General features: G+C 50.6%; 18 protein-coding genes and 1 riboswitch. Of the genes, 15 read left to right on the forward strand and 3 right to left on the reverse strand.

Annotated elements, in window-relative coordinates:
• Positions 1-93 precede the first annotated feature (93 nt).
• From AC3WT9_RS26010 to AC3WT9_RS26050, 9 genes are all read left to right on the forward strand, one after another.
• Complete coding sequence (locus AC3WT9_RS26010) at positions 94-948, forward strand: glycosyltransferase family 2 protein (RefSeq protein ID WP_038586505.1); 855 nt, start codon at positions 94-96, stop codon at positions 946-948.
• The gene (locus AC3WT9_RS26015) at positions 935-2,128 is read left to right on the forward strand and encodes a glycosyltransferase family 4 protein (RefSeq protein ID WP_341090047.1); all 1,194 of its coding nucleotides are present in this window, start codon (positions 935-937) and stop codon (positions 2,126-2,128) included. Before AC3WT9_RS26010 ends, AC3WT9_RS26015 begins: the two co-directional genes overlap by 14 nt.
• Positions 2,122-3,261 (forward strand): glycosyltransferase family 4 protein, encoded by a 1,140-nt coding sequence (locus AC3WT9_RS26020; RefSeq protein ID WP_341090049.1) that lies wholly within the window; start codon positions 2,122-2,124, stop codon positions 3,259-3,261. Before AC3WT9_RS26015 ends, AC3WT9_RS26020 begins: the two co-directional genes overlap by 7 nt.
• A 98-nt stretch (positions 3,262-3,359) precedes the next feature.
• Positions 3,360-4,460, forward strand: a complete 1,101-nt coding sequence (locus AC3WT9_RS26025) for a glycosyltransferase (protein WP_038586514.1) — start codon at positions 3,360-3,362, stop codon at positions 4,458-4,460.
• Between the two features lie 4 nt (positions 4,461-4,464).
• On the forward strand, positions 4,465-5,805 hold the full coding sequence (locus AC3WT9_RS26030; RefSeq protein ID WP_341090050.1) for a UDP-glucose dehydrogenase family protein: 1,341 nt from the start codon (positions 4,465-4,467) through the stop codon (positions 5,803-5,805).
• Between the two features lie 462 nt (positions 5,806-6,267).
• The gene (locus AC3WT9_RS26035) at positions 6,268-7,641 is read left to right on the forward strand and encodes a sugar phosphate nucleotidyltransferase (protein ID WP_341090052.1); all 1,374 of its coding nucleotides are present in this window, start codon (positions 6,268-6,270) and stop codon (positions 7,639-7,641) included.
• Between the two features lie 136 nt (positions 7,642-7,777).
• Positions 7,778-7,858: riboswitch (cyclic di-GMP riboswitch) on the forward strand.
• Positions 7,859-7,870: 12 nt separating this feature from the next.
• The gene (locus tag AC3WT9_RS26040; RefSeq protein ID WP_341090053.1) at positions 7,871-10,270 is read left to right on the forward strand and encodes a PA14 domain-containing protein; all 2,400 of its coding nucleotides are present in this window, start codon (positions 7,871-7,873) and stop codon (positions 10,268-10,270) included.
• Positions 10,271-10,477: 207 nt separating this feature from the next.
• Positions 10,478-11,992: a glycosyl hydrolase gene (locus AC3WT9_RS26045; protein ID WP_341377430.1), complete on the forward strand. Its 1,515-nt coding sequence runs from the start codon at positions 10,478-10,480 to the stop codon at positions 11,990-11,992.
• Between the two features lie 198 nt (positions 11,993-12,190).
• Positions 12,191-14,737, forward strand: coding sequence for a discoidin domain-containing protein (locus tag AC3WT9_RS26050; RefSeq protein ID WP_341090055.1), 2,547 nt, complete (start codon positions 12,191-12,193; stop codon positions 14,735-14,737).
• Positions 14,738-14,806: 69 nt separating this feature from the next.
• Here the strand turns inward: AC3WT9_RS26050 and AC3WT9_RS26055 are convergent, their stop codons facing one another.
• The 3 genes from AC3WT9_RS26055 to AC3WT9_RS26065 all read right to left on the reverse strand — a co-directional run bounded on the left by AC3WT9_RS26055 (position 14,807) and on the right by AC3WT9_RS26065 (position 16,912).
• Entirely contained in the window at positions 14,807-14,992 is a 186-nt protein-coding gene (locus AC3WT9_RS26055; protein WP_038586524.1) for a hypothetical protein, read from the reverse strand.
• Between the two features lie 290 nt (positions 14,993-15,282).
• Positions 15,283-15,651: a helix-turn-helix domain-containing protein gene (locus AC3WT9_RS26060; RefSeq protein ID WP_076109989.1), complete on the reverse strand. Its 369-nt coding sequence runs from the start codon at positions 15,649-15,651 to the stop codon at positions 15,283-15,285.
• Positions 15,652-15,829: 178 nt separating this feature from the next.
• Positions 15,830-16,912, reverse strand: a complete 1,083-nt coding sequence (locus AC3WT9_RS26065) for a glycosyl hydrolase family 28-related protein (protein ID WP_341377431.1) — start codon at positions 16,910-16,912, stop codon at positions 15,830-15,832.
• A gap of 610 nt (positions 16,913-17,522) precedes the next feature.
• Between AC3WT9_RS26065 and galU the strand changes: the two genes are divergently transcribed.
• From galU to AC3WT9_RS26095, 6 genes are all read left to right on the forward strand, one after another.
• Positions 17,523-18,425, forward strand: coding sequence for a UTP--glucose-1-phosphate uridylyltransferase GalU (gene galU / locus AC3WT9_RS26070; protein ID WP_341090059.1), 903 nt, complete (start codon positions 17,523-17,525; stop codon positions 18,423-18,425).
• 3 nt (positions 18,426-18,428) lie between these two features.
• Entirely contained in the window at positions 18,429-19,124 is a 696-nt protein-coding gene (locus AC3WT9_RS26075) for a sugar transferase (RefSeq protein ID WP_341377433.1), read from the forward strand.
• 24 nt (positions 19,125-19,148) lie between these two features.
• Positions 19,149-20,087 carry a GDP-L-fucose synthase family protein gene (locus AC3WT9_RS26080; RefSeq protein ID WP_341377434.1) on the forward strand — a complete coding sequence of 313 codons (939 nt, stop codon included), beginning with the start codon at positions 19,149-19,151 and terminating at the stop codon, positions 20,085-20,087.
• A gap of 20 nt (positions 20,088-20,107) precedes the next feature.
• Positions 20,108-21,103: a GDP-mannose 4,6-dehydratase gene (gene gmd, locus AC3WT9_RS26085; protein WP_341090063.1), complete on the forward strand. Its 996-nt coding sequence runs from the start codon at positions 20,108-20,110 to the stop codon at positions 21,101-21,103.
• Positions 21,104-21,317: 214 nt separating this feature from the next.
• Entirely contained in the window at positions 21,318-22,661 is a 1,344-nt protein-coding gene (locus AC3WT9_RS26090) for an oligosaccharide flippase family protein (RefSeq protein WP_341090064.1), read from the forward strand.
• On the forward strand, positions 22,636-23,805 hold the full coding sequence (locus AC3WT9_RS26095; RefSeq protein ID WP_341090065.1) for a glycosyltransferase family 4 protein: 1,170 nt from the start codon (positions 22,636-22,638) through the stop codon (positions 23,803-23,805). The genes AC3WT9_RS26090 and AC3WT9_RS26095 overlap by 26 nt, the downstream gene beginning before the upstream one ends.
• The last annotated feature ends 12 nt before the right edge of the window (positions 23,806-23,817 follow it).

The following is a 23,817-nucleotide window of genomic DNA, read 5'->3' on the forward strand; positions in this document are numbered from 1 at the left end:
ATTGGAAGGACATCCGTCATCGCAGCGGTTCTGCGGCAACCAGCCTGAAATAGAATGTAAGCCAATAACATACAGACAAAGGAGGAAACCTTCATGGATTCAGTGACAAGCGTGCTTGGCGGCCCGGGGAGTTACCCGATATCTGCTGTCATCATTGCGCAGGATGATGAAATTCGAATATCCAAAGCAATTCAATCCTGCCGACTTTTCGCCGACGAGGTGGTTGTAATCGACGGAGGAAGCAAAGACGGGACGGTGCAATTGGCCGAAAGCCTGGATTGCCGGGTATACGTCAACCCATGGCCCGGATACGCGAAGCAAAGAGAATTCGGAGTGGAACGCGCCGTCCATGATTGGGTCTTCCTGATTGATACCGATGAAGTGGTCAGCGATGAGCTGGCCAAGGATATTCTTGAGCGCAAGCCGGCGCTGACGGACCGGGGCGTAGCTTACTCGCTATACCGGATCGGTGATTTTCTGGGCAGATGGCTGGACAAGGGCGAATATCTGGTGCGGCTGTACAACCGCAAGGAGTACGGCATCCGCAACTCCCTGGTGCATGAAATGCCCGAGGTGTTGGAGGAACGGACGGTTCGCTTGAACGGAACGCTCTGGCATCAGGGCTTCCGCAGCATCAATGACCATGTAACCCGGTTTAATAAATACACCGACCTGGAAGCGCAGAGCGCTTATGCGAGCGGCAAGCCGTTTAAGCTGAGAAATCTGCTGCTGCGGCCGCCGGCACGGTTCCTGCAGAAATATTTTCTGCACGGTTTGTTCAAGAAAGGCATTGCAGGGTTCGCGGTATCCGTATTTTGGGTGATGTATGAATTCATGGTCGGCTTCAAGCATTACGAATTGAACAGCTCCGGCAAGCTGGCCCAGCACAACGCACAGGGGCAGGCCGAGAAAGAAAAGAAAGGGGAGAGAAGCTATGCCGTACAGTGACGGATTAAACATTATGACGACAGGCCTTAGTTGGCCCTCGTTACAGCCCGGCGGGCTTAACACTTATTTTAAATCCGTTTGCGAGCAGCTCTCCTCACGCAACCAGGTGCATGCGCTGATCTGCAGTCAGGAGACGCCGTCCACCTCGAAGGAACTGATTATTCATAACGCCGGAGATCCCAAGGAAACCATCTGGAAGCGTAAGGATGCTTTTCAGCGTAAAGCTGCAGATTTGATGGGCAGCGGGAGCGGGCGCATTGATATCCTATATACCCACTTCGCACCTTACGGGGTTGGGCCGGCAATGGAAGCGAAGAAGCGGGGGATTCCGGTGGTCATGACTTTTCATGGCCCATGGAATGAAGAGATGAAGATCGAAGGCCAGGGCATTAAGCACCGGGTCAAAACAACGATTGCCAAATCTATTGAACGCAAGGCCTACAAGCTGGCCGACCAGTTCATTGTACTTAGCGAGTATTTCCGCGACATGCTGCACAGTCTGCATGGTGTGCCGCTGCACAAAATCATCGTGATCCCGGGTGCGGCCAATGTGGAGCGGTTCATCCCTGCCAGCAACCGGCTGGCTGTCCGCCGGACGCTGAATTTGCCGGAGGGAGCAACGACGGTACTGACGGTCCGGCGGCTGATGAACCGGATGGGGCTGCTGCAGCTTTTGGAAGCCTGGAAGCAGGTATCCGAGCGGTTCCCGAACGCGATTCTGCTGATCGGAGGCAAAGGTCCGCTGCGCGGAGAGCTAGAAGAAAAAATCTCTGATTACGGTCTCAGTAACAAAGTCAGGCTGCTTGGCTACATTCCCGATCATGAACTGGCTTCCTACTACCAGGCTGCTGACATGTTCGTGGTTCCTTCACAGGCACTCGAGGGCTTTGGACTTATCACCGTTGAAGCACTGGCTTCCGGGCTTCCGGTTATGGCTACTCCGGTCGGAGGCAACAAAGAGATCCTGCAGGGCTTCCGCCCGGAGCTGCTGTTCAAGGGTTCGACCAGTGAGGATATGGCGGAAGGCATGATTCATATGCTCAGCAACCGCAAGCTGCTTCCCGGCCGTGACGAATGCAGAAACCATGTGCTGGAGAAATACACCTGGCAGCATGTGGGCGATCAAGTGGAATCGGTATTCCTTCAAACATTGGGAAAGGGTGTGGCTGCAGGATGCTAAAGGTCGCTTATATTGATCACACCGCCAAGTGGAGCGGAGGAGAGGTTGCGCTGTTCAACATCCTCACCAACATCGGCAAAGAGATTCAGCCGCTGGTCATTCTGGCTGAAGAAGGGGCACTGGCTGAACGTCTGCGGGAAAAAGGTATCGACGTCCGGATCATCCCGCTTGATGAGAGCATCCGCAGCCGCGGCAGAAATGCCGTCAATCTCGGTGCTCCGGCTGCGGCGTTCAAGCTGCTGGCTTACGGCCGCAAGCTGGCGCCGCTGCTCAAACAGGAAAAGGTGGATTGTGTGCACACCAACTCCCTGAAATCGGCCTTCTACGGTGCAGTTGCCGCGAAGAAAGCGGGAGTGCCGCTGATCTGGCATATCCGGGACCATATCGGTGCCCCGTACCTAAAGCCGGTTGTCGCCAAGGCGATCCGGCTGCTGTCACGCCTGCTTCCCAATGGCGTGATTGCCAATTCCCATTCCACGCTGAATGCGCTGGAGCTGCCGCGTTCGAAGAAGACACTGGTGGTCTACTCCGCTTTTGCCAAAGCAATCGGCGAAAGCATCGGCAGACGGGACCAGAAGAATTTCAACGTCCTGCTGGTGGGCCGGCTGGCGCACTGGAAAGGCCAGCATATCGTGCTGGAGGCCGCCAAAGCGTTCAAGGATGACAGTCGTGTCCAGTTCTGGCTGGCCGGTGATGCTCTGTTCGGGGAAGAGGAATATAAACAGGAATTAATTCAGAAGATGCAGCAGGATGGGCTTACCAACGTCAAACTGCTGGGTCATGTGGATGACATACAAGGCCTTATGAAAACTGCTGATTTGCTGATTCACACTTCGATTACCCCCGAGCCATTCGGCCAGGTTATCGTCGAAGGCATGGCGGCTGGACTGCCGGTAATCGCCTCCAATGAAGGCGGCCCGGTAGAGATTGTGGTTCCCGGTGTAACGGGGCTGCTGATCCAGCCTGGAGACCCAGTCGTACTTGCAGATTCCATCACCTGGATGCTGAACCATCCCGAAGAGCGAAGAAGGATGGCCGAAAGTGGAATGAAGCGGGTAAAAGAGCATTTTGTCATCGAGAATACGGTAAAGGACATCGTCGCTTATTACAAAGGATTGCTCGCCGCAACCTGAGCTGTTTTTCCGGACAATGCTAAAGCTTAAGGGCACCGTTCCTTCCATGCATTCACTACTTGATGATGCTGCTCCATAAAACTTTGAGGATGATTTACATGAAAATTGCGATAGCGCACGATTACTTAATCCAAATGGGCGGAGCGGAAAGAGTTGTGGAGGTCTTTCACCACATGTATCCGGAGGCTCCGATCTTCACGACGGTGTTTAACGGAAGCCGCCTGACCGACAACCTCAAAGATGCGGATATCCGGGCCTCCTGGCTGCAGAAGATCCCGGGAGTGAAGGCCAATTTTAAAGGGGTATTGCCACTTTATCCGATGGCCATTCGTGATTTGGACTTTAGCGGGTACGATATCGTCCTGAGCTCCAGCAGTGCTTTTATGAAAAGCATAAAGGTTCCTGAATCCACGTTTCATCTATGCTACTGTCATACGCCAATGCGCTTTGCCTGGGATTATGACACGTACATGGAGCGGCAATCGAATTCCGGACTGTTCAAAAGACTGCTCAAGGTCTATATGCAGCGGCTCAAGACCTGGGATCAGCGGACATCCAAAAATGTAAACCAGTTCGTGGCCAACTCTTCCGTAGTGAAGACGCGGATTCAGAACTATTACCATAGGGATGCCGATGTGATCTTCCCGCCGATCAATACAGCCCGCTTCACAAGTTCCAGTTCTATCGGCGACTATTACCTGATCGTCTCGCGGCTTGTATCCTACAAACGGATCGACCTGGCAGTGGAGGCTTTTAGCCGGAATGGCCTTAAGCTCTATATCGTCGGCGACGGGCCGGACCGTAAGCGTCTGGAGGGAATGGCCAAAGATAATGTCACTTTTCTGGGCCGGCTGGAGGATGAAGAGGTTACGGGCCTGATGTCGAAATGCCGGGCGTTTATTTTTCCGGGAGAAGAAGATTTCGGAATCACGCCCCTGGAGGCGAATGCCGCAGGAAGACCGGTCATTGCTTATCAGGCCGGAGGGGCGCTGGATACCATAGTTCCTTATGTCAATGGCGTATTCTTTCAGAATCAGGAAGTGGATGATCTGCTGAAGGCTATCCACGAAGTGGAGTCCTATGCGTGGGACATCAGCAAGATTATGGGGCATGCGCATAAATTCGATGAACAGACGTTTATGGTTCAGTTCAAGCAGTATGTGGAACAGGCCTACGTTAATTTTCTTAAAGGAGGATGATTATATGAAGCTGGCAGTAATCGGTACCGGCTATGTCGGTCTTGTATCTGGCGTATGTTTTACACTTAACGGGAATCATGTCATCTGTGTCGATAAGGATGAGGAAAAAATCAAAAAGTTGAACCGGATGGAATCCCCCATCTATGAACCGGGTATTGAGGCATTGATCGAAATGAATCTCCGTGAGGGCAGATTATCCTTTTCGGCGGATTTGCAAGAATCGGTGCGCCTTTCTGATATCGTCATCCTTGCTGTTGGAACGCCTTCCCTGCCGGGCGGCGAAGCGGATTTAACGTATATCGAGGGAGCAGCCAAAGAAATTGCGCAAGCAATGGAAGGCTATAAAATCATCATGACCAAGTCGACTGTACCGGTTGGCACAAATGAGAAAATCCGCAATCTGATTGCTTCCCACACGAATCATCCCTTCGATATCGTCTCCGCTCCTGAATTCCTGCGTGAAGGCTCGGCGATCCGCGATACGCTTCATCCTGACCGGATTGTGATTGGTCTGGATAATCCGCTTTTGGAGCCAACGATGCGCCAGCTTCATCAAGGCTTCACTGAAAATATTTTCGTAACGGATATCCGCAGTGCGGAAATGATTAAATATGCATCGAACGCGTTCCTGGCAACCAAAATCTCCTTTATCAACGAAATTGCCAACATCTGTGAAAAAGTGGGAGCTGATGTAACCGAAGTGGCGGAAGGCATGGGGATGGACCGGAGAATCGGCTCAAGCTTCCTGCAGGCCGGAATCGGTTATGGAGGCTCCTGTTTCCCGAAAGATACCAATGCACTGATCCAGATCGCCGGCAACGTGGACTATGAGTTCAAGCTGCTGAAATCGGTGGTTGAGGTGAATAAAGGGCAGCGGTTTATGATTATTTCCAAACTTCATGAGTCGCTTGGCAGCCTGCGCGGCGCGGTTATCGGAATTTGGGGGTTAGCCTTCAAGCCGAATACCGATGATGTACGCGAGGCACCTGCCCGGGAAATCGTCGAAGCGCTGGTAGCGGAGGGAGCTACAGTGAAGCTCTATGATCCGATTGCCGCCGATAACTTCAAAATGCAATACGATCATCCGCAGCTCCGCTGGTGCGGCCTGCCGGAAGAGGCGGCAGAAGGCAGCGATGCCGTATGCCTGCTGACCGACTGGAGCCAGTTCAAGGATATCGACCTGCATCGCTTGGCGGGCAGTATGCGCCGCCAGGTTCTGATCGACGGCCGCAACGTCTACTCCAAGGAGCAGATCGAAGGCACCGGCCTGGAGTACCATTCCGTCGGACGCCCGCAAATGGGCGGACTGAGCGGGTATTCGGCCAGCGTGGCTGGTGCGGTCTAAGCCTCAAGCTTGCTCTGCTAAGTTCTCAGCTCTGTAAAGCACTTCGCTCTTACCTGCCGCCAACCAAGCGGCAATGCCGGATCTTTAGCAGGGAGCTTCGCCTGCGGGTGCAAGCCGCGGGCGTGAATGTCTTGCTAGGGCGCATAGCCCAGCTGGAATCCATCTAAGGAAGCTGTTATGGAATGGAACGGAGAGGAATTTTGGAACTGTAGGAGCGAATGCGTCCGCCTTTGTCTGCGGATTTCCACCGCGGACAGCGGTATAAATCAAGAAATCTGCAGACAACAGCGGCCGAAAGTCCAAACATTCCTTGCAGTGACTCCCGTAACAGTTGTATCTGAAGGCTATCGCGCAGCAACAGCGCGCTATAAACATTCTAGCATCTCGAGGTTGCTGTTTAGCTCGTAGCTCACAATAACAATCCGATATTTTTGCGTCAACACATAATGAGGAGGGTTCCATATGAAACTGGTACTTCTATCAGGCGGTTCAGGTAAACGTCTCTGGCCATTGTCTAACGATTCACGTTCGAAGCAATTTCTGAAGGTACTTGAGAGCCCAACGGGGGAACCGGAATCCATGGTGCAACGGGTATGGCGGCAGCTGGAGGAAGCTAATATGTCGGGTTCGGCTTATCTGGCTACCGGCCGCAGCCAGGTGGAAATGATTCAGAGCCAGCTTGGCAGCGAGGTGCCTATCATCGTTGAGCCGGAACGCCGCGATACGTTTCCGGCGATTGCCCTGACAGCAGCCTACCTGTATTCCATGGAAGGCGTTTCGCCAAGCGAGACCGTGGCCATCCTCCCGGTCGATCCTTATGTGGAAGCCGCCTTCTTCGATACAGTAGTGCAGCTTGAGCAAACGATGCAGGAGAGCGGAGCGAACCTGGCGCTAATGGGTGTAGTACCCGAGCATGCTTCAGAAAAATACGGATACATCATTCCTACCAGCGCTGAGGCGGGAGCAAGCGGCTATCTGCAGGTAAGCCACTTCCAGGAGAAACCTGACCGTGAGCAGGCCGAGGAACTGATCAGCCGGAATGCCCTCTGGAACTGCGGCGTGTTCGCGTTCCGCCTGGGTTATCTGCTTGATATTCTGCAGCGTAAGGGATTGCCGCTGAACTATGAGGAACTGCAGAAGCAGTACAAACTGCTTGCTTCCATCAGCTTTGACTATGAAGTGGTGGAAAAAGAGGAGAAAATCGTAGTTCAGCCTTATGCCGGGTTCTGGAAGGATCTGGGAACCTGGAACACGCTAACTGAAGAAATGAACAGCAATCATGTAGGCAAAGGGTTCGTGACGGCGGATTCCGAAGGCACATGCCTGATTAATGAGCTGGATATTCCGATTACGGTGATCGGTGCGAAGGATCTGATTATCGCTGCCAGCCCGGACGGGATTTTGGTTACCCATAAAGCGGAGAGTCCGAGAATCAAGGAAGTGCTGAAGTCTTTTGAACAAAGACCGATGTACGAAGAACGCCGCTGGGGCCATTATAAAGTCATAGATTATGTGAAATACGATGAGGGAAATGAAGTGCTGACCAAACGGATTTTTATCGAAGAGGGTAAAAATATCAGTTACCAGCTGCACCATAAACGAAGTGAAATCTGGACATTTGTCAGCGGTGAAGCAAGCATTGTGATTAATGAGAAGATGCATAATGTCAAGGCAGGAGATGTGGTTCGTATACCGGAAGGCACCAAACATGCGATCCTTGCGCTGACGGATGTAGAGTTTATTGAGGTACAGACCGGTTCGGAACTGGTAGAAGAGGATAACATCCGCATCACCTTGGATTGGGAAGATATAGCTTTGCAACAGTTTATCTCGTAGGCCTAAATAATCTATTTAACCAATTGTTGCAAATCTAAAACAGGCATTTAGAACCATTTATTAATCTATTTTTATTAATGCTCTAAATAAAAACTTCATAGGGACGATACTTACGGTAAGAGGGATAAATCCTTCCAAAACGACAAGGCAAACCTAATCGAAAGATAGGGACGCAAAGCCATAGGGCCTTCGCAAGAGTGGCAGCCTGGCTACCGAAAGGAAGATAATTTTGAAAACTTACCGTAAGTCTCGTCTGCTGTCCACATTGTTGTCTCTTGCCATATTGTTAACCACTGTGCCTTTAGGGTTTGGGCTGTCGCCTTCAACCGCAGAAGCCTCATCAAGCACAGCAGTGCCGGTTAATCCGGACGCTTCAGCCGAAGCTGTCAAGCTGCTTAGTAATCTCTATTCCATTACCGGAAAAGGGATTATCACTGGACAGCACGATTATTTGGAGAGCCCGGATGAATTCAGCAACAAGCTGAAGGGAACAAGCGGAGAATATGCTGCTCTTCACGGATATGAGCTTGGCGTAATTAGCGGCCAGTCGGAGAGTACGGCTGCTTCGCAGCGCAAGAATGTGGTGAACAGCGCGATCAACTGGTACAAGAACGGCGGCATTGTCACAATGACCTTTCATCAGAATCTGCCGGGGACGGCGTACCTCTGGTCCAATGTGCAGAAGCCGCTCACCCAAGCGGAATTTAACAGGTATGTAACGCCGGGCACGACAGAATACGCCAGCCTGATCACGGATCTGGATAAAGTGGCGGTGTCTCTTAAAAGCTTGCGGGATGCGGGCGTTCCTGTACTTTGGAGACCTTATCATGAAATGAACGGCAACTGGTTCTGGTGGGGGAAGAAAAGTAATTTTGCTGAACTGTGGAATATTATGTATGACCGTTTCGTGAACGTTCATCAATTAAACAATCTGTTGTGGGTATGGAACCCTAATGCACCGAATGCCTGGTCCGATCCTTATGCGCTGACCTATCCGGGCGCAAGCAAAGTGGATGTTCTTGCAGCAGATATATATGATAACGATTATATGAATAAGTACTATGACAGTTTGCTTAGTCTGGCTGCCGGTAAACCGATAGGTATTGGTGAGAACGGTGAGATGCCCAGCACGGCCAAACTGAAGCTCTCCCAGAAAAATTTCGTTTTCATGATGAACTGGGGAAAAATGCTCTATGAGAAAAACAGCACAACTACGATTAAGAGTTTCATGAGCGATAGCTATACACTGACCCGGGATCAATATAAGAGTTGGAGTGCACCGGCCACTGCGCCAACACCGACGGCAACACCGACGCCAACGCCAACGGCAACACCGACGCCAACGCCAACGGCAACATCGACGCCAACACCAACGGCAACATCTACGGCAACGCCAACACCTAAGGTTACGCCAGCACCTGTACCAACGCCTGACTCTAATGATTCAGTGGAAGCGCCTGTGGTGAGCGGACTTAAGGGAGAGTACTTCAAAAACATGACGCTTTCCGGTACGCCCGCCTTGGTGCGCAATGATGCATTGCTTAATTTTAACTGGCGCCAGGGTTCGCCGGATCCTTCAATCGGTATAGATTCCTTCTCCGTCCGCTGGACCGGTCAAATCAAGCCAACGTATAGTGAGACTTATCAGTTTTTTACCACTTCGGATGACGGTATCCGCGTTTATATTAACGGTAAAGCTGTCATTGACAGCTGGATGAAACAGAGCGGAGCCGAGCGTACCGGAAGCATCGCTTTAACAGGCGGTCAGTTGTACGACATCAAGGTTGAGTATTACGAGAATGCCGGCGATGCGAATATCCGCTTAATGTGGCAAAGTCAAAGCCAAGCCAAAGTGACGGTTCCGGCCAGCGCATTGTTTGTGAATGCCGGGGCAGCTGCTGCCAGCCAGACAGAATTGGACAGTACACTCAGCCTGATTGCAAAACCGGCTTTAGCGGCGACAGCAGCACCAGCCTCAACGGCAACGGCAGCACCAACACCGGTGCCAACACCGACAGCAACGCCAACACCGGTGCCAACGGCAACACCAACACCGACGCCAGCACCAACGCCAACACCGACGCCAGCACCAATGCCAACGGCAGCACCAACACCGATGCCAGCTCCAACGCCAACACCGGTGCAAACGACAGCAGCACCAACACCAGTGCCAACACCGACAGCAGCACCTGCTGAGAATGGACTAAAGGCAGAATATTTCAATAATATGCTGCTGTCAGGCACTCCGGCACTTGTACGTAACGACGCCATTCTTGATTTCAATTGGCGTCAAGGCACCCCGGATGCTGCAATCGGCATCGATTTCTTCTCCGTACGCTGGAGCGGCAAGATTAAGCCGCTCTACAGTGAAACGTACACAATCTATACTACTTCAGATGACGGCATCCGCGTTTGGGTCAATGACAGTCTTGTGATTGACAGCTGGATGAAACAGAGTGGAACCGAACGCATGGGAAGCATCAGCCTGAATGCCGGGCAGCTATATGATATTAAAGTGGAGTATTACGAGAATCAAGGGGATGCCAGAGCGCGTCTAATGTGGGAAAGCCCAAGCCAAGTGAAGGGTACTGTTCCTGCGAGCGCCCTGTTTCTTCCTTCCGCTTCCTAAGCAGAGCGACTGGTTAGCTTCTGTATTCACCGGCGGGTGCTGGTTAAGACGTTACAATTATAATTCCTAAAGTCCACTCTTAGTGGCCCTGCTTATCAGCAGGGCTACTAAGCTATAGCCCCCATTTGGCCTCGGGATGTATGAATCTGCATAGGAACGCATCCTGTGTGCCGTGGCGGTAGTTCCCTGGAGAAAGGAGATTACGATTTGAACACTTACCGCAAGTACCGCCTGTTTAATACGATTTTACCGCTTATATTAATATTTTCCCTGCTGCCTTGGTCAGAAGCGAGGAGTCTTCCGGTTCCCCGGACGATAGTTACACCTGCTGCTGCCATCACTCCTATCAATCCCTCAGCTTCGGAGGAGGCTGCCGGTCTGCTCAGCTATCTGGTTGATCTTGGAGGCAAGGGAATGATATCCGGGCAGCATGACTATTTGGAGACCCCGGATGAATTCAACAATAAGCTGAAGCATGCAAGCGGACAATATGCCGTATTACATGGTTATGAGCTGGGAGCGATTAACAACCAGCCGGAGTACACCATCGTGAAGCAGCGCCAGAATGTCGTGAAGAGTGCGATCAAATGGCATCAAGGCGGTGGAATTGTGGCGATGACCTTCCATCAGAATTTGCCGGGTACCTCCCCGGAATGGGCTAATGTGCATATGAGCCTGAGCCAAGAGGATTTTAATGCTTATGTTACGCCGGGTACCCCACAGTATAAGAACCTGATCGCTGAGCTTGATGAGGTGGCCGAATATTTGGGAGACCTGCGCGATGCGGGAGTGCCTGTCTTATGGCGCCCTTATCATGAGATGAACGGCAACTGGTTCTGGTGGGGGCAGAAGGACAACTTCACCGAACTTTGGGACATTATGTATAACCGTCTGGCGAATGTTCACAAGCTGGATAATCTCCTTTGGGTATGGAATCCGAATGCGCCCAATGAGTGGTCCGATAGCTATGAGCCGTATTATCCGGGTGCCGGGAAGGTTGACGTTCTGGCGGCGGATATTTATAACAATGACTACAGACAGTCTTATTATGAGAAGCTGCTGAAGCTGGCTGACGGCAAGCCGATCGGGATCGGTGAAAGCGGAGAACTGCCAGACCCGGTCATATTGTCCCGAACGCAGAGTAAATGGGTATATACCATGACATGGGGAAAAATGCTGACTGAGAAAAATAACCTCGAGCAGATTAAGAGCTTTATGAGCAATAATTATACCGTGTCGCGGGATGATTATAAGTTAACGCTGGTCGGTAAAAACAATAACCCGGTCCAACCATCCCGAAATGGATTAACGGGAGAATATTTCAACAATATGGAGCTGACGGGCAAAGCCGTCCTGGTCCGCAACGACAATAAGATCGACTTCAACTGGCATGGAGATTCACCGTCTTCAGGAATTGGCAAGGATGCTTTCTCGGTGCGCTGGAGCGGCAAAATCAAGCCGGTTTACAATGAGAAATATACTTTCATAGCCTCCTCGGATGACGGGGTACGTGTATGGATCGACGGCAAACTGGTCATCGACAGCTGGAAGAAGCAAAGCGGTGTTAGCCGTGAGGGAAGCATAGTCCTGGAAGCGGGAAGCCCGTACGACATCAAGGTTGAATATTACGAGAACAGTGGAGATGCCAGTATTCGCCTTATGTGGAAGAGCCCAAGCCAGAAGCAGGCGGTTATTCCCAAAGGCGCGTTGACTTCCAAATAATGAAATGAAAGTAATAAGTCATTGTGAGGCAGGCACCCCGGAAGAAAGCGAGGACAAGGAATGAGGACTAGAACTAAGAAGAACAAGAATAAACCTCTACATCTACTGTTAAAATTCGCAGCTTTAACCCTCTTGTTTCTATTGTCTGTTTCTATCTTCGGAGATGACGGGACGAAGAGGGCCGAGGTGGAGGTTGACATGTCCAAATTGTCCGCAGCGAAAGATGCAGGACCCGCATTGCCGGACGGAACTGTGTTGTGGCAGCTGGGCAAGCATGACGGAACAGCTGGTGAATTTGCGGCTGCCGGCACTTCGGCCGCTAAGGAGGCATTTAAGGTTGCCTCCGTTTCGGCCAAGACTGCGGAGCTCCAAAGTGTGCCCTCCGGTCTTAGAGGCGACACTAATCCTGAGCTAAGGATTATGTATAAGCTGGATAAGATCCCGGTCAACGGGGTCTTATTTCGCGTAAGCATCATAGATGCCTATAAATCCATTCCGCAAATGAGCGTGTTCTCCAACCGGCAGCTGTCGGGGATTATCCAGATTGCTGGTGTTGCCGGTACAGACAGCAAATATTCGTTCCGCAAAACGTATGAGCTATATATCCCGAAAGAGCAGCTGGTGGCTGGAACCAACGAACTAAAGCTGCAGGCGGCCCGCGGGATCTATTCCTCCGATTTGGAGGATAAGTACAACTGGTGGACCTGGGATGACCTCAGCCTGGAGTCGCTGAATGCCCCAATCAAGGAGCCGATTCATGGCAGCTACACACTGACGGGCACCATGGTGAACAATAAGCAATTTTATTTTGACGAAGGTGCAGTTACGCATCTGCCTTATATTATGAAGTGGCTTGGAGTAGCTTACAGCGGCAATATTATGCGCACCAGCTGTGCCAGCGATGTCGGCCGCTCCTGTTCGAATATGGAGGAGTACTACAAGGTGCTCAAGGATTACAACATGCAGGCCGTTGCGCTGTATTTGTATACCGGTGATATTAAGCTTAAGGCGGATGGCTCACTGCCGGATGACGCCGAGAAGAAACTGACTGAATATTTCCAGAAGTACAGCCCGTACTTCCAATATTATGAGGTGGACAATGAACCCGGCCTGTTCAATCGTTCGAAGGCAGTGAACCTGGCGATTGCCAACTGGCTGAACGAGAAGGGCAAAACTATAGCTCCCCATCTGCAAACCGTGGCACCGGGTTGGGCCTATTGGCCGAGTTATAGTGCGGATTCCTGCGGCAGCCAGAAAGGTACGCTTAAACAGTGCGGCGATCCGGACGGTTGGGAGCGTGATTCGGAGCAACGCAACGAGCTGGAGGAAGTGACGGATTTAACGAATGGACATTCTTATGGCGAATCCTATATTTTCAGCCATGGAGGAAGCTTTACCGAGAATCTGAAAACCTTTGGCGGAACTGCGGACGGCCTCGGCAAAAAAATGCTGACGACGGAGTTCGGCACTTCAGACACACATGTAGATGCCTACCAATATGGGGCAGCCGAACGGACAGCGGCGGTCTTCGACCGGATTATGCGCGGTCATATCGGCTACGCGGATATGTTCATCCAGCATGCCGCCTTCTTCAAGAATTTCAGTCTGTTCAAGTACGGATTCAATCTGGAAGAGCATGATCCGGCCAAAACAGAGATCTACTATACCAAAGAAGGCGAGGATTCCCGGGTCAGCATTATGAGAAGGCTCAGTCTGGCTTATGCTACCCACGGAGCCCCGTTAAGTTATGAAATTACCAATAAGGATGATCTAGCCGACAAGCTGCTATATGTACGTGCTGTTGACACCTCAACACTTGAGCCTCAACCCGGAAGCAAAGCCACCTCCAACAAGGTGCTGGTTAATTTCGTCAACTTTGAGGATACACCGCAGACGGTTCATGTGAAAGTAAATATGCCGAAGAAAACCGTGTATGAAGGTGAACGGTTCGGCAGCGGTGATTCATACGAGGCGGCACGCAGCTATGTATCCGGCAAAAGCGCTACACCTGTCCTGGAGTTTACCGAGACCTTAGCTCCGGGCGAAGCGGTGCAGTATATCCTGCAGCCATCCTCCGAGGTGGCGGATACTGCACCGCAGAGTTTTAAAGCTGCTGCAGTCAAAGGTTTGTACGTAAAATTGAACTGGCTGGAGGCCCCTGGAGCAAGCTATGAAGTGCTCCGGGCCGACGGCTCAGGCACAGACCTGAAGGTTATCGCAACGGGGATAAAGGATACGGAATACACCGACGGTAAGCTGCAGGAAGGAACATTATATACGTATGCGGTTAGGGTACCCGGTTCCAGCATCATGTCGGAGAAGACACAGATTACAGCAACAGGACTGGTTCCTTTGGACCGTTCGCAGTGGAAGGTATCCTCCAATATCAATAACGAGGTGTCATATCCCGGAAATGCGATTGACGGGGACCGGCGAACACGGTGGGATACGGGTAAACATCAAGCCTCCGGAGAGTATTTGCAGGTAGATCTCGGGAAGGAACATAGTATAGAAGCGGTGGAAATGGATTACACATTATCTTCTTATGATTATCCACGGGGATATGAGCTTTATGTATCGGATGACGCCAGCAATTGGAAGCGCATAGCTTCCGGAAAAGGGAAGCTGGAGAAGACCAAGATAGAGTTTGCCAAGGTGAATGCGCGGTACATCAAGATTCTGCAGACCGGCTCGGGAGGAAATTACTGGTCCATACAGGAGCTGCAGATTTTTTCAAGAGAATAGAGATGTTGGGACTGGGCTGGCTGGCCGCATTTTTAAGAGAACTGATGAGGGCATGAAGTTATAAGAAATTTATAAGGATACCGAGGATTGCCCTGTTCCGTTCTTATCGAAATTGCGGCAAAGATTTATAAATTCACTTTCAGAGATATGTCCGTGTTTATACAACGCGTGGAAGCTTTCTTTTAGGTCTATTGTGCCTTCATGCTTCATTCCTAACTGGTTTAGCAAGCTGCGAATAGAAAATTCTAATCTCATCAACTAAGCTCCTCCGCGAATATCTAAAATTAGGTAATTCATGTAAGCCTACTTTACTACTATTTCAAAAAAAAGAATGTCACTATGTGTCGGTGATAAAACTAATATTTTAAGTACTTTTGACTCATTTTACTCATTTTTGACTAGGCTGCAGAGGAATATGTTGAAATGTATTCAGCAGACTAGAGAAGTATACATAAGAATTGCAAGAGGAGCAGGAATAAAAAATAATCACGACAGCTCCCTTAACTAGCGGAACCGCCGTGATTATGATGGATATTGATTTTGATTCATTGTTGACCATTGTCGCCAGAACCGGCGGCCGCCCTGTTCTGAACTACCCGCTCCAGCAGCATGCGCACAAGCTCCAAATCCTGCTCTTCCAAAGGAACACCGTCCCAATGCAGCTGATGCTGGTTCAGGATCTCTCTGGCATTGTTCGTGATTTCCATGGGGTCGGGGTTATCGGTAAGGCCGATGAGATAATCTGAGGTAGTGTGAAGCTTTTTGGCAATCAGTTGAGTATTTTCAAGGGTGGGCTGACGGTATCCGGATTCATACCCGGCATACGTACTTTTGGCGACGCCAACCGCTTCAGCAACCTCCTGCATGGAGAATTTTCTTGTTTTTCGTAGCTGTTTCAACCGTTTAGCAAACATCTGCATGCCTCCAATTGCGGGTTCCAACATGATTGGATATAGGCGTAATTCGTATTGAATCATTTTTGGATATTATACCATAAACATAACTGAACGAACATCCATCCCTTTTCCAGCTGCCAATCCGCCTAGGAAACTTCCCCCGCACATCCCCCGGTACTTTACGAGTGTTCTATTTTCAAGGGAGAAATATAGAATTAACAGTGGACACCTGTTTGGTTACGGTTTTGCTCTGGAACGTGGAATTGTATACGGTGATTGTTCCCCCCACAGGCAAGTCGGTATTATAGATAGCCAATTTGCTGTATCCAACGGTAGAGGCCATGAATTTGCTATTGTACACTTTTACCTTTGCATTCGACAATACCGCGATATCCGCTTTGGGATCACCGGTATAATTGGCGGAGCCGTTATTCTTAAAGATTGAATTGATAATTGTTACCTCCGCATAATCTTCAACATGAATACCTTGTCCGCGGATATGAATAAAGCTGGAGTTTTTGATGACAATGTTTTTTGCGGACAAGGCAACGCCTACTCCAAATCCCGCCCATCGGGAAGCGCTGGTGTTGGTATCAAATACACAGTTCTCGATGACCCAGTCACGGCTTGGAGCATTGATTTCAATCCCGTCACCTTTGAGATTCACAAACCGGGTATTCAGGATCTTAACCCCGTAGCTCGGATTTATATTCGACAGAATGCCATAGCCGGAATTTTCGAACAGACTGTTAAATACAGTTAGCCGGTTGACTGTTACCGCATTCTGAATCCCTTGAACGCTGCATTCGAATCTGACGTCGATAATGTTGATGTCGTCCCCGTTCGGCATAATGCCAATGCGGGCTTTAATCCCGATGCCTTGAACACTCTGATTGCCGAGCAGGCGCAGGGCGGCTTCATCCTTGTTATCATTGCGGATCAAGGTAGCCTCTCTTCTGCCTGCACCTAGAACGGATATATTTTGAGGAATATGAATAGAGTTGATTAGATAAGTCCCTCTGTCGAAATAAATCATGCCGCCCCCCGAATTCTGCGCAGCCTTTACAGCCTTGGCGATACTCGCCGTATCATTGGTGACTCCGTCCCCTACGGCCCCGTAGTCCTTCACATTAAACATCGGAATGGCAAAATCCTGAACACTTCCTGCGCCCGTATCGCTGCTCCAGGCTTTTTCCGGAGCCTTATTCCAAATGAGTCCCACAGCCAGAGCTGCAGTAAGGACGGCAACCAGGGGCAAAGCTATTTTCCAGCGCATCATGAATCCCTCTCCTTAACGAAATGGTTTATGAGTAACTTTGAAAAACTTTTTTTCCTGAAAAGAAAACATTAATTGTTTACAAAGTTATTCTAAATGAATATAATAATTTTGACAAATACTCCTAATGAATAATATATGACGATAATCATTCGATGTCAGAATATGTGAAGAATGAAAGGGAACATGAAAGGAAATGGGATATGCGCTTATAAATAGAGATTAGGCAAGGAATATTTTTTTTAGTTATTTGGTCGCGATATGAATAACTTTATTTGAATTATTAAACATTTATTCTCGATGAGAACCATGAGAGGGAGGCCAGTCCTCTTTAGAGCGGCAGACGTCAACCTTCATTAGCATATGTGCCCCGCGAACTGTTGGTGCGGCAGTAATAGCGGACAAACGCTGAGATTCGTATATCATTACCTGCATTTATTCGCAGGATCAAAGGTAATGCCTCCTGTACCTATATCACTGGAGACACTCGGTCATGCTGTGGGTGCTGATACCTTAGACGTTAATCGTCAAGGGTGTGACGTGAGGAAGGGTTAAATGCCCGCTTATTGCAAGAATTCAGTTCGTCAATAAAGAAACAAGGGATGTGTTCGGGATGAAAAAGGTAAGAAAGGCTATTATTCCAGCAGCTGGGCTTGGAACCAGGTTTCTTCCCGCTACCAAAGCAATGCCGAAGGAAATGCTTCCGATCGTAGACAAGCCGACCATTCAATATATCGTGGAAGAGGCGATTGCTGCGGGCATCGAGGACATTATCATCGTTACCGGAAAAGGAAAACGCGCCATAGAGGATCATTTTGATATCGCGTTTGAGCTTGAGCATACCTTGTTTGAGAAAGGGAAGCTGGAGCTGCTGGAAGAGGTGCGGCGTTCCTCCCAGGTGACACTTCACTATATCCGGCAGAAGGAAGCCAAGGGGCTGGGGCATGCTGTATGGTGTGCGCGCAACTTTATTGGAGATGAGCCGTTTGCCGTGCTGCTGGGAGACGATATTGTGCAAAGCGACGTTCCGTGCACCAGACAGCTGATTGAACAGTACGAAAGACTTGGGAGATCAGTCATAGGCGTCCAGACGGTACCTGCCGATCAAACGAACCGTTACGGTATTGTAGATCCGCTGCGGGCCAGAGGGCGGCTGTACGAGGTGGACCGTTTTGTGGAAAAGCCGGCTTTAGGCCAGGCGCCTTCCAATCTGGCGATTATGGGACGGTATGTGCTTACGCCGGACATCTTTGATTTCCTGGAGAGCCAGGAGACCGGAGCGGGCGGTGAAATTCAGTTAACGGATGCCATTCAAAGGCTCAACACGGAGCAGGGTGTGTATGCCTATGACTTCCAGGGAGTACGGTACGATGTGGGCGAGAAGCTCGGGTTTATTCTGACGACGATTGATTTTGCCTTGAGAAGACAGGATCTGAGGCATGATCTGTTAAGTGCTCTCGGGGAAATTGTGGATAGAGAACACACCAGTACGTATGCAAAGTCAAGAGGTGAATAATAGATGATACCTTCCAGTCAAAGAGAAGAGGAAGCGGCCCTGTATGCTAAAAGGTACTATCCGGCAGTAAGGCGTGCCGGAGGTAAGCCGGAGACATTATATCTATTTATTAAACGGGTCTTTGACATTGCGGCATCTGCGGCAGCACTCCTTGCACTGTCCCCCCTTTTCCTTATTCTTGCGCTGGTTATCAAGCTGGAAGATCCCCGCGGCTCCGTATTTTTCGGTCAAACCAGGGTCGGGAAGGCAGGGCGTTTGTTCCGGATTTACAAATTCCGCTCCATGATTGCTGATGCGGAAGCGCTTCTGCCGAACCTGTTGAACCAAAATGAAATGAGCGGCCCCATGTTCAAAATGAGAAATGATCCGCGGGTGACCCGGGTAGGCAGATTTATCCGCAGAACGAGCATTGATGAGCTTCCCCAGCTGGTAAATGTGCTTAAGGGTGACATGTCACTTGTCGGCCCAAGGCCGTCGCTTCCACGGGAAGTGGAGAAGTACTCGGAATACGACCGGCTTCGTCTATCGGTCACACCGGGATGTACAGGGCTTTGGCAGGTGAGCGGGCGGAGCGGACTGAATTTTAAGCAAATGGTGGAGCTCGATCTGCTCTACATTGAGCAGAGAACACTGGGCCTGGATCTCAAGATTATGTTTATGACGGCCTGGCAGCTGGTGAGATCGAAAAATGCATTCTAAATCATTTATAACGGGGTGAAGCGTATGGATCGCCATTCGAGAATATATGTAGCTGGGCATCGCGGTCTGGTCGGTTCGGCCATCGTCCGCGCACTGGGGAAGCAGGGCTTTCATAATCTTGTCCTCCGTTCCAGAACAGAACTGGATTTGCGCAACGGCGCTGAGGTGGACCGTTTTTTTGAGGACCAGGAGATTGAGTATGTATTCCTTGCTGCGGCCAAGGTGGGTGGAATTGCGGCTAACAACGAACAACCTGCGGAATTTATCCGCGACAATCTGCTCATTCAGACCCATGTCATTGATGCGGCTTACCGGAACGGGGTGAGCAAGCTGATGTTTCTGGGATCAACCTGCATTTATCCAAAGCTGGCTCCGCAGCCGCTCAAAGAAGAATATCTGCTGACCGGAGAGCTGGAGCCGACTAATGCGCCCTACGCAGTGGCCAAAATTGCCGGCATCAACATGTGCCAGTCTTATAACAGGCAGTACGGCACCCGGTTCATTTCTGTGATGCCGACGAACATATACGGGCCGAATGACAATTTTGATCTGTATTCGTCCCATGTACTGCCCGCGCTGCTGCGCAAATTCCATGAAGCCAAGGAACAGGGCAGCCCGTCGGTGGAAGTGTGGGGCACCGGCAATCCGAAACGTGAATTCCTGCATGCGGATGATCTGGCGGAAGCCTGTCTCTATCTGATGGAGCACTATGAGGGCAATGATATCGTGAACATCGGTGTAGGGGATGACATTGCGATCAGAGACCTTGCACTGCTGATTAAGAAGGCTACCGGCTACGAAGGGGAAATCACCTTCAACACATCCGTTGCGGACGGTACCCCAAGGAAACTGGTGGATGTGTCCAGAATCAATGCCCTTGGATGGAAAGCAAGAATTGGGCTCGAAGACGGGCTGCATGATGTGTACGCTGATTTTCAACATACGTATGCTGTGAAAAAATAATGATGCGGGGGAATTCATCAATGAAGAGAGCTTTAATTACGGGCGTTACAGGGCAAGACGGGTCCTATCTGGCGGAATTTCTTCTCTCCAAGGATTATGAGGTATTCGGACTGCGGAGAAGAACGAGCACGCCCAACTATGAAAATGTGTACTCTATTAAAGATCGCATTCATTGGATTTCCGGAGATTTGACTGATTTGGCTTCCCTGATTGAAGCGGTGAGAATCGCGGATCCGGATGAGGTATACAACCTGGGGGCGCAGTCGTTCGTAGCCGCATCGTGGCCGCAGCCCTTGCTGACGAGTCAGATCACCGCCGTTTCCGTTACCAATATGCTGGAGGCGGTCAAGATTGTGAAGCCGACGGCCAGATTCTATCAGGCTTCGAGCAGTGAGATGTTCGGCAAGGTCGTAGAAACTCCGCAGCGGGAGACTACCCCTTTTTATCCGCGCAGTCCTTATGGTGTAGCCAAGGTGTACGGCCACTGGATTACCGTCAATTACCGGGAGAGCTTTGACATGTTCGCCTGCTCGGGGATTCTCTTCAATCATGAATCGCCAAGACGCGGACTGGAGTTTGTCACCCGCAAGGTGACCGACGCCGTTGCCCGTATCAAGCATGGGCTGCAAAACGAGCTGCGGATGGGCAATCTGGATTCCCTGCGGGATTGGGGGTTTGCCGGGGATTATGTCAAGGCGATGTGGCTGATGCTCCAGCAGGAGGAGCCGGATGATTATGTTATTTCGACAGGTGAAATGCACACGGTCCGCGAGCTGCTTCAGGTGGCTTTTTCGTATGCCGGACTCGATTATGAGCAGTATGTGGTGATTGATCCTGAATTTGTCCGTCCGGCTGAGGTCGACCTGCTGCTGGGCGATTCCTCCAAGGCGCAAACCAAGCTGGACTGGAAGCTGGAAGTCGGCTTCCATGAGCTGATTCATATGATGGTGGATGAAGATATGAAGCGTGTCGCTGCTGAGATCCGCTACCACGATGCCTTTATTTTAGTGAACTAATATTTCGATACAGCATAGGTGATCTAACAGGGGACGGCGCTGCCGTCCTTTATTCAAATATAAGACTCCCATGCCGCTGCGCGGCACCACTGAGGAATGAAAATATGCTTCAAGCTATAAATTATCCTTCTATTTCTTGCTGGAACGGATACCGCCCTTTTGAGGACGGCGAAGCCGTTTCCACTTGTGAAGGCCGAAAGCGGGTGAGTGCTCTGTGACCGCACTGAGATTGAGGCTGGCAGGGTTGAGACGCAATCGCGATTTCAATAACGTCATTTACAGCCTGCTTTCTTATTGTATTACTCCTGTCGTTCTGTTTATTTCAACACCGCTGCTGCTCAGGCATCTGGGTGATCAGCAGTACGGGCTGTGGATTCTTATCCAATCGGTGCTTAATGTGCTGGCGGTATCGAACTTCGGTCTTGGCAATGCGCTGATCAAGCTGGGCTCCGAGAGTGACAGCGAAGAGAGATTTAATGCCCTCTTCCGGGTAACGCTTACGCTGTCGGTCATTCTGGCGGTGTCGGCGAGTCTTTTTCTTCTTCTGTTCGGTACTTATATTTTTCCTTTGCTGGTGAAGGCGGAAGGGCTGGATACCGTGCTGTCCGTCTCCTATTTTCTTAGCGGAATCATCGGCATTCGGATCATCAACGGCATTCTTTCCGGTGCCTACATGGCTAAGCAGCGTTACGATCTGAACAGCAAGGTGAATATCGTATTCAACCTGGCGAGCTCGATTGGCTTCACCATACTGGCCGTCATGTATGGAGACTTGTATCTGCTGGTGCAGTGGATGTTCGTGTTTACGGTATTGCTGGCGGTATGCAATGTCTTCGTTACACGCAAGGCGCTTCCCGGACTTCGATTTGCTCCCTATTTCGAGCGGGACAGCTTCAGAAGGCTGTTTCATTACGGGATTTATTCCTGGGGCCAAATGTTGATCAGCACGCTGAATGCCCAGATGGACAAATTGATTATCGGGGGATTTCTAGGTGCCAAAGTACTGGGGTACTACACGGTTTGCATGCAGGTGGTAGTGAAAATCCATGAAATTCCCGCTGCGGCCGGAGGATATTTACTGCCTAAATTCAGTTCACTTTCCAAGAGTGATGACCGCCGGGAAATCAGGAGGACCTATCATCAGTCACTGGTTATTGCCATTTCATTCGTAGGAGCTGCGGGTTTGGCAGCCTTTGTGCTGGCCAAGCCGATTCTGTCCCTATGGATTAGCCCGGAGTTTGCTGAAGCCCATTATGTGCTGTTCCAGGTGCTGGTATTGTCGGTATCTCTGGGTGCACTTGGTGTAGTCCCCTATTATTGTCTGAATGGAACCGGGTACGTCAGGCTTAATACTGCCATTTCACTTCTCACCACGCTGGTGACAATGGGTCTGTTTGTTCTATTGATCCCGAGATATGGTGCCATAGGCATCGGCCTGGGCAAATTTGTCGGCATACCGCTGGTTGTCTTCTCCCTGTATTACGTGGAGAAGGTGGTTCTGAATGGCAGCGGTCAAAGGAGGGAACCGGTTCGTGAAGGGACGATGGAAAGCATCTGAAGAGAATCATCAGAAGAAGTACCTGTTCTTTGATTTGCTGAATACCGGACATCATTATCAATATAATCTGGCTGTGATGAAGGGGGTATTGAAGGGGGCGCCCTCCAGTGAAGTCACGTACTATTCCAGTAGACTGGAAGAGAGCAGGCAGTCGGAGCTTGAGGCAGCAGGGATTAGTTATCAGCGGGCGGTGGAAAGGCGGTATCACCGTTATATGCCGTCCATGCTGGTCCGTGCGCTGCTTCTGCTGCAGGTGCTGCGTTTTGCTTACAAGCATAAGTCCGTTCTGCATCTGTTATATCTGGATACGCTGATTATTCCGCTGGTGCTTCTGATTCCTGCGCTGAGGGGAATGAAAATAACAGCGACGCTTCACTGGTATCCGCCAAGAGAGAGCAAGCGCAGGCTGCTGAGGAATCTGCTGCGGCGTCAACATCTCGATAAGCTTATTGTCCACGGGGATTATCTGCGGAAGCAGGTGCTGGAACTAACCAGCGTGGAGCAGTCAAGGGTAAGCTCTATCGTGTATCCCAACCTGCATCCTGCTGTGGTGCAGGAAACTGTTCAAGCGCCCGGCACCCATGCCAGCCAAGGCGCTGCGGAGGCCGTGCCGACCTTACTCTGCTTCGGCGGCCTGCGGTATGACAAGGGAATCGACCTGCTATTGGAAGCAGCCGGGAGACTAACCGGCCAGCCGTTCACTATCCTCATCGCAGGCAGGGAACAGGATTTCACCCGCAGCGATTTGGAGCAGATCATCCGCGGCAAGGGACTGGAGCACAAGGTAGAGCTATGTTTGGAATATATTCCCGATCATGAGGTGCCGTTATATTTCGAGCGGGCGGACATCATTGTGCTGCCTTACCGCAAAATGTTCTCCGGACAAAGCGGGCCGCTGACCGAAGCGGCGGCCAGAGGTAAGGTGATTATTGGACCGAGCCACGGGGAGATCGGGTACTGTATTGAGCGTTATGGACTGGGGGTCAGCTTCCGGGCGGAGGATATCAGCGATCTTGGCGACAAAATCGTCTATGCCATACATAACATGGATGAACTCCGCCGGAAATCACAAAGCTCGGAGTATAAGGCGCTCCTGTCGCCGGGTATTTTTGAACAGCGGTATTTCGAGGAGCTTGCCGGGTAGGAGGGAGGATAA

This window comes from Paenibacillus sp. EB106-06-01-XG199 (assembly GCF_058791575.1).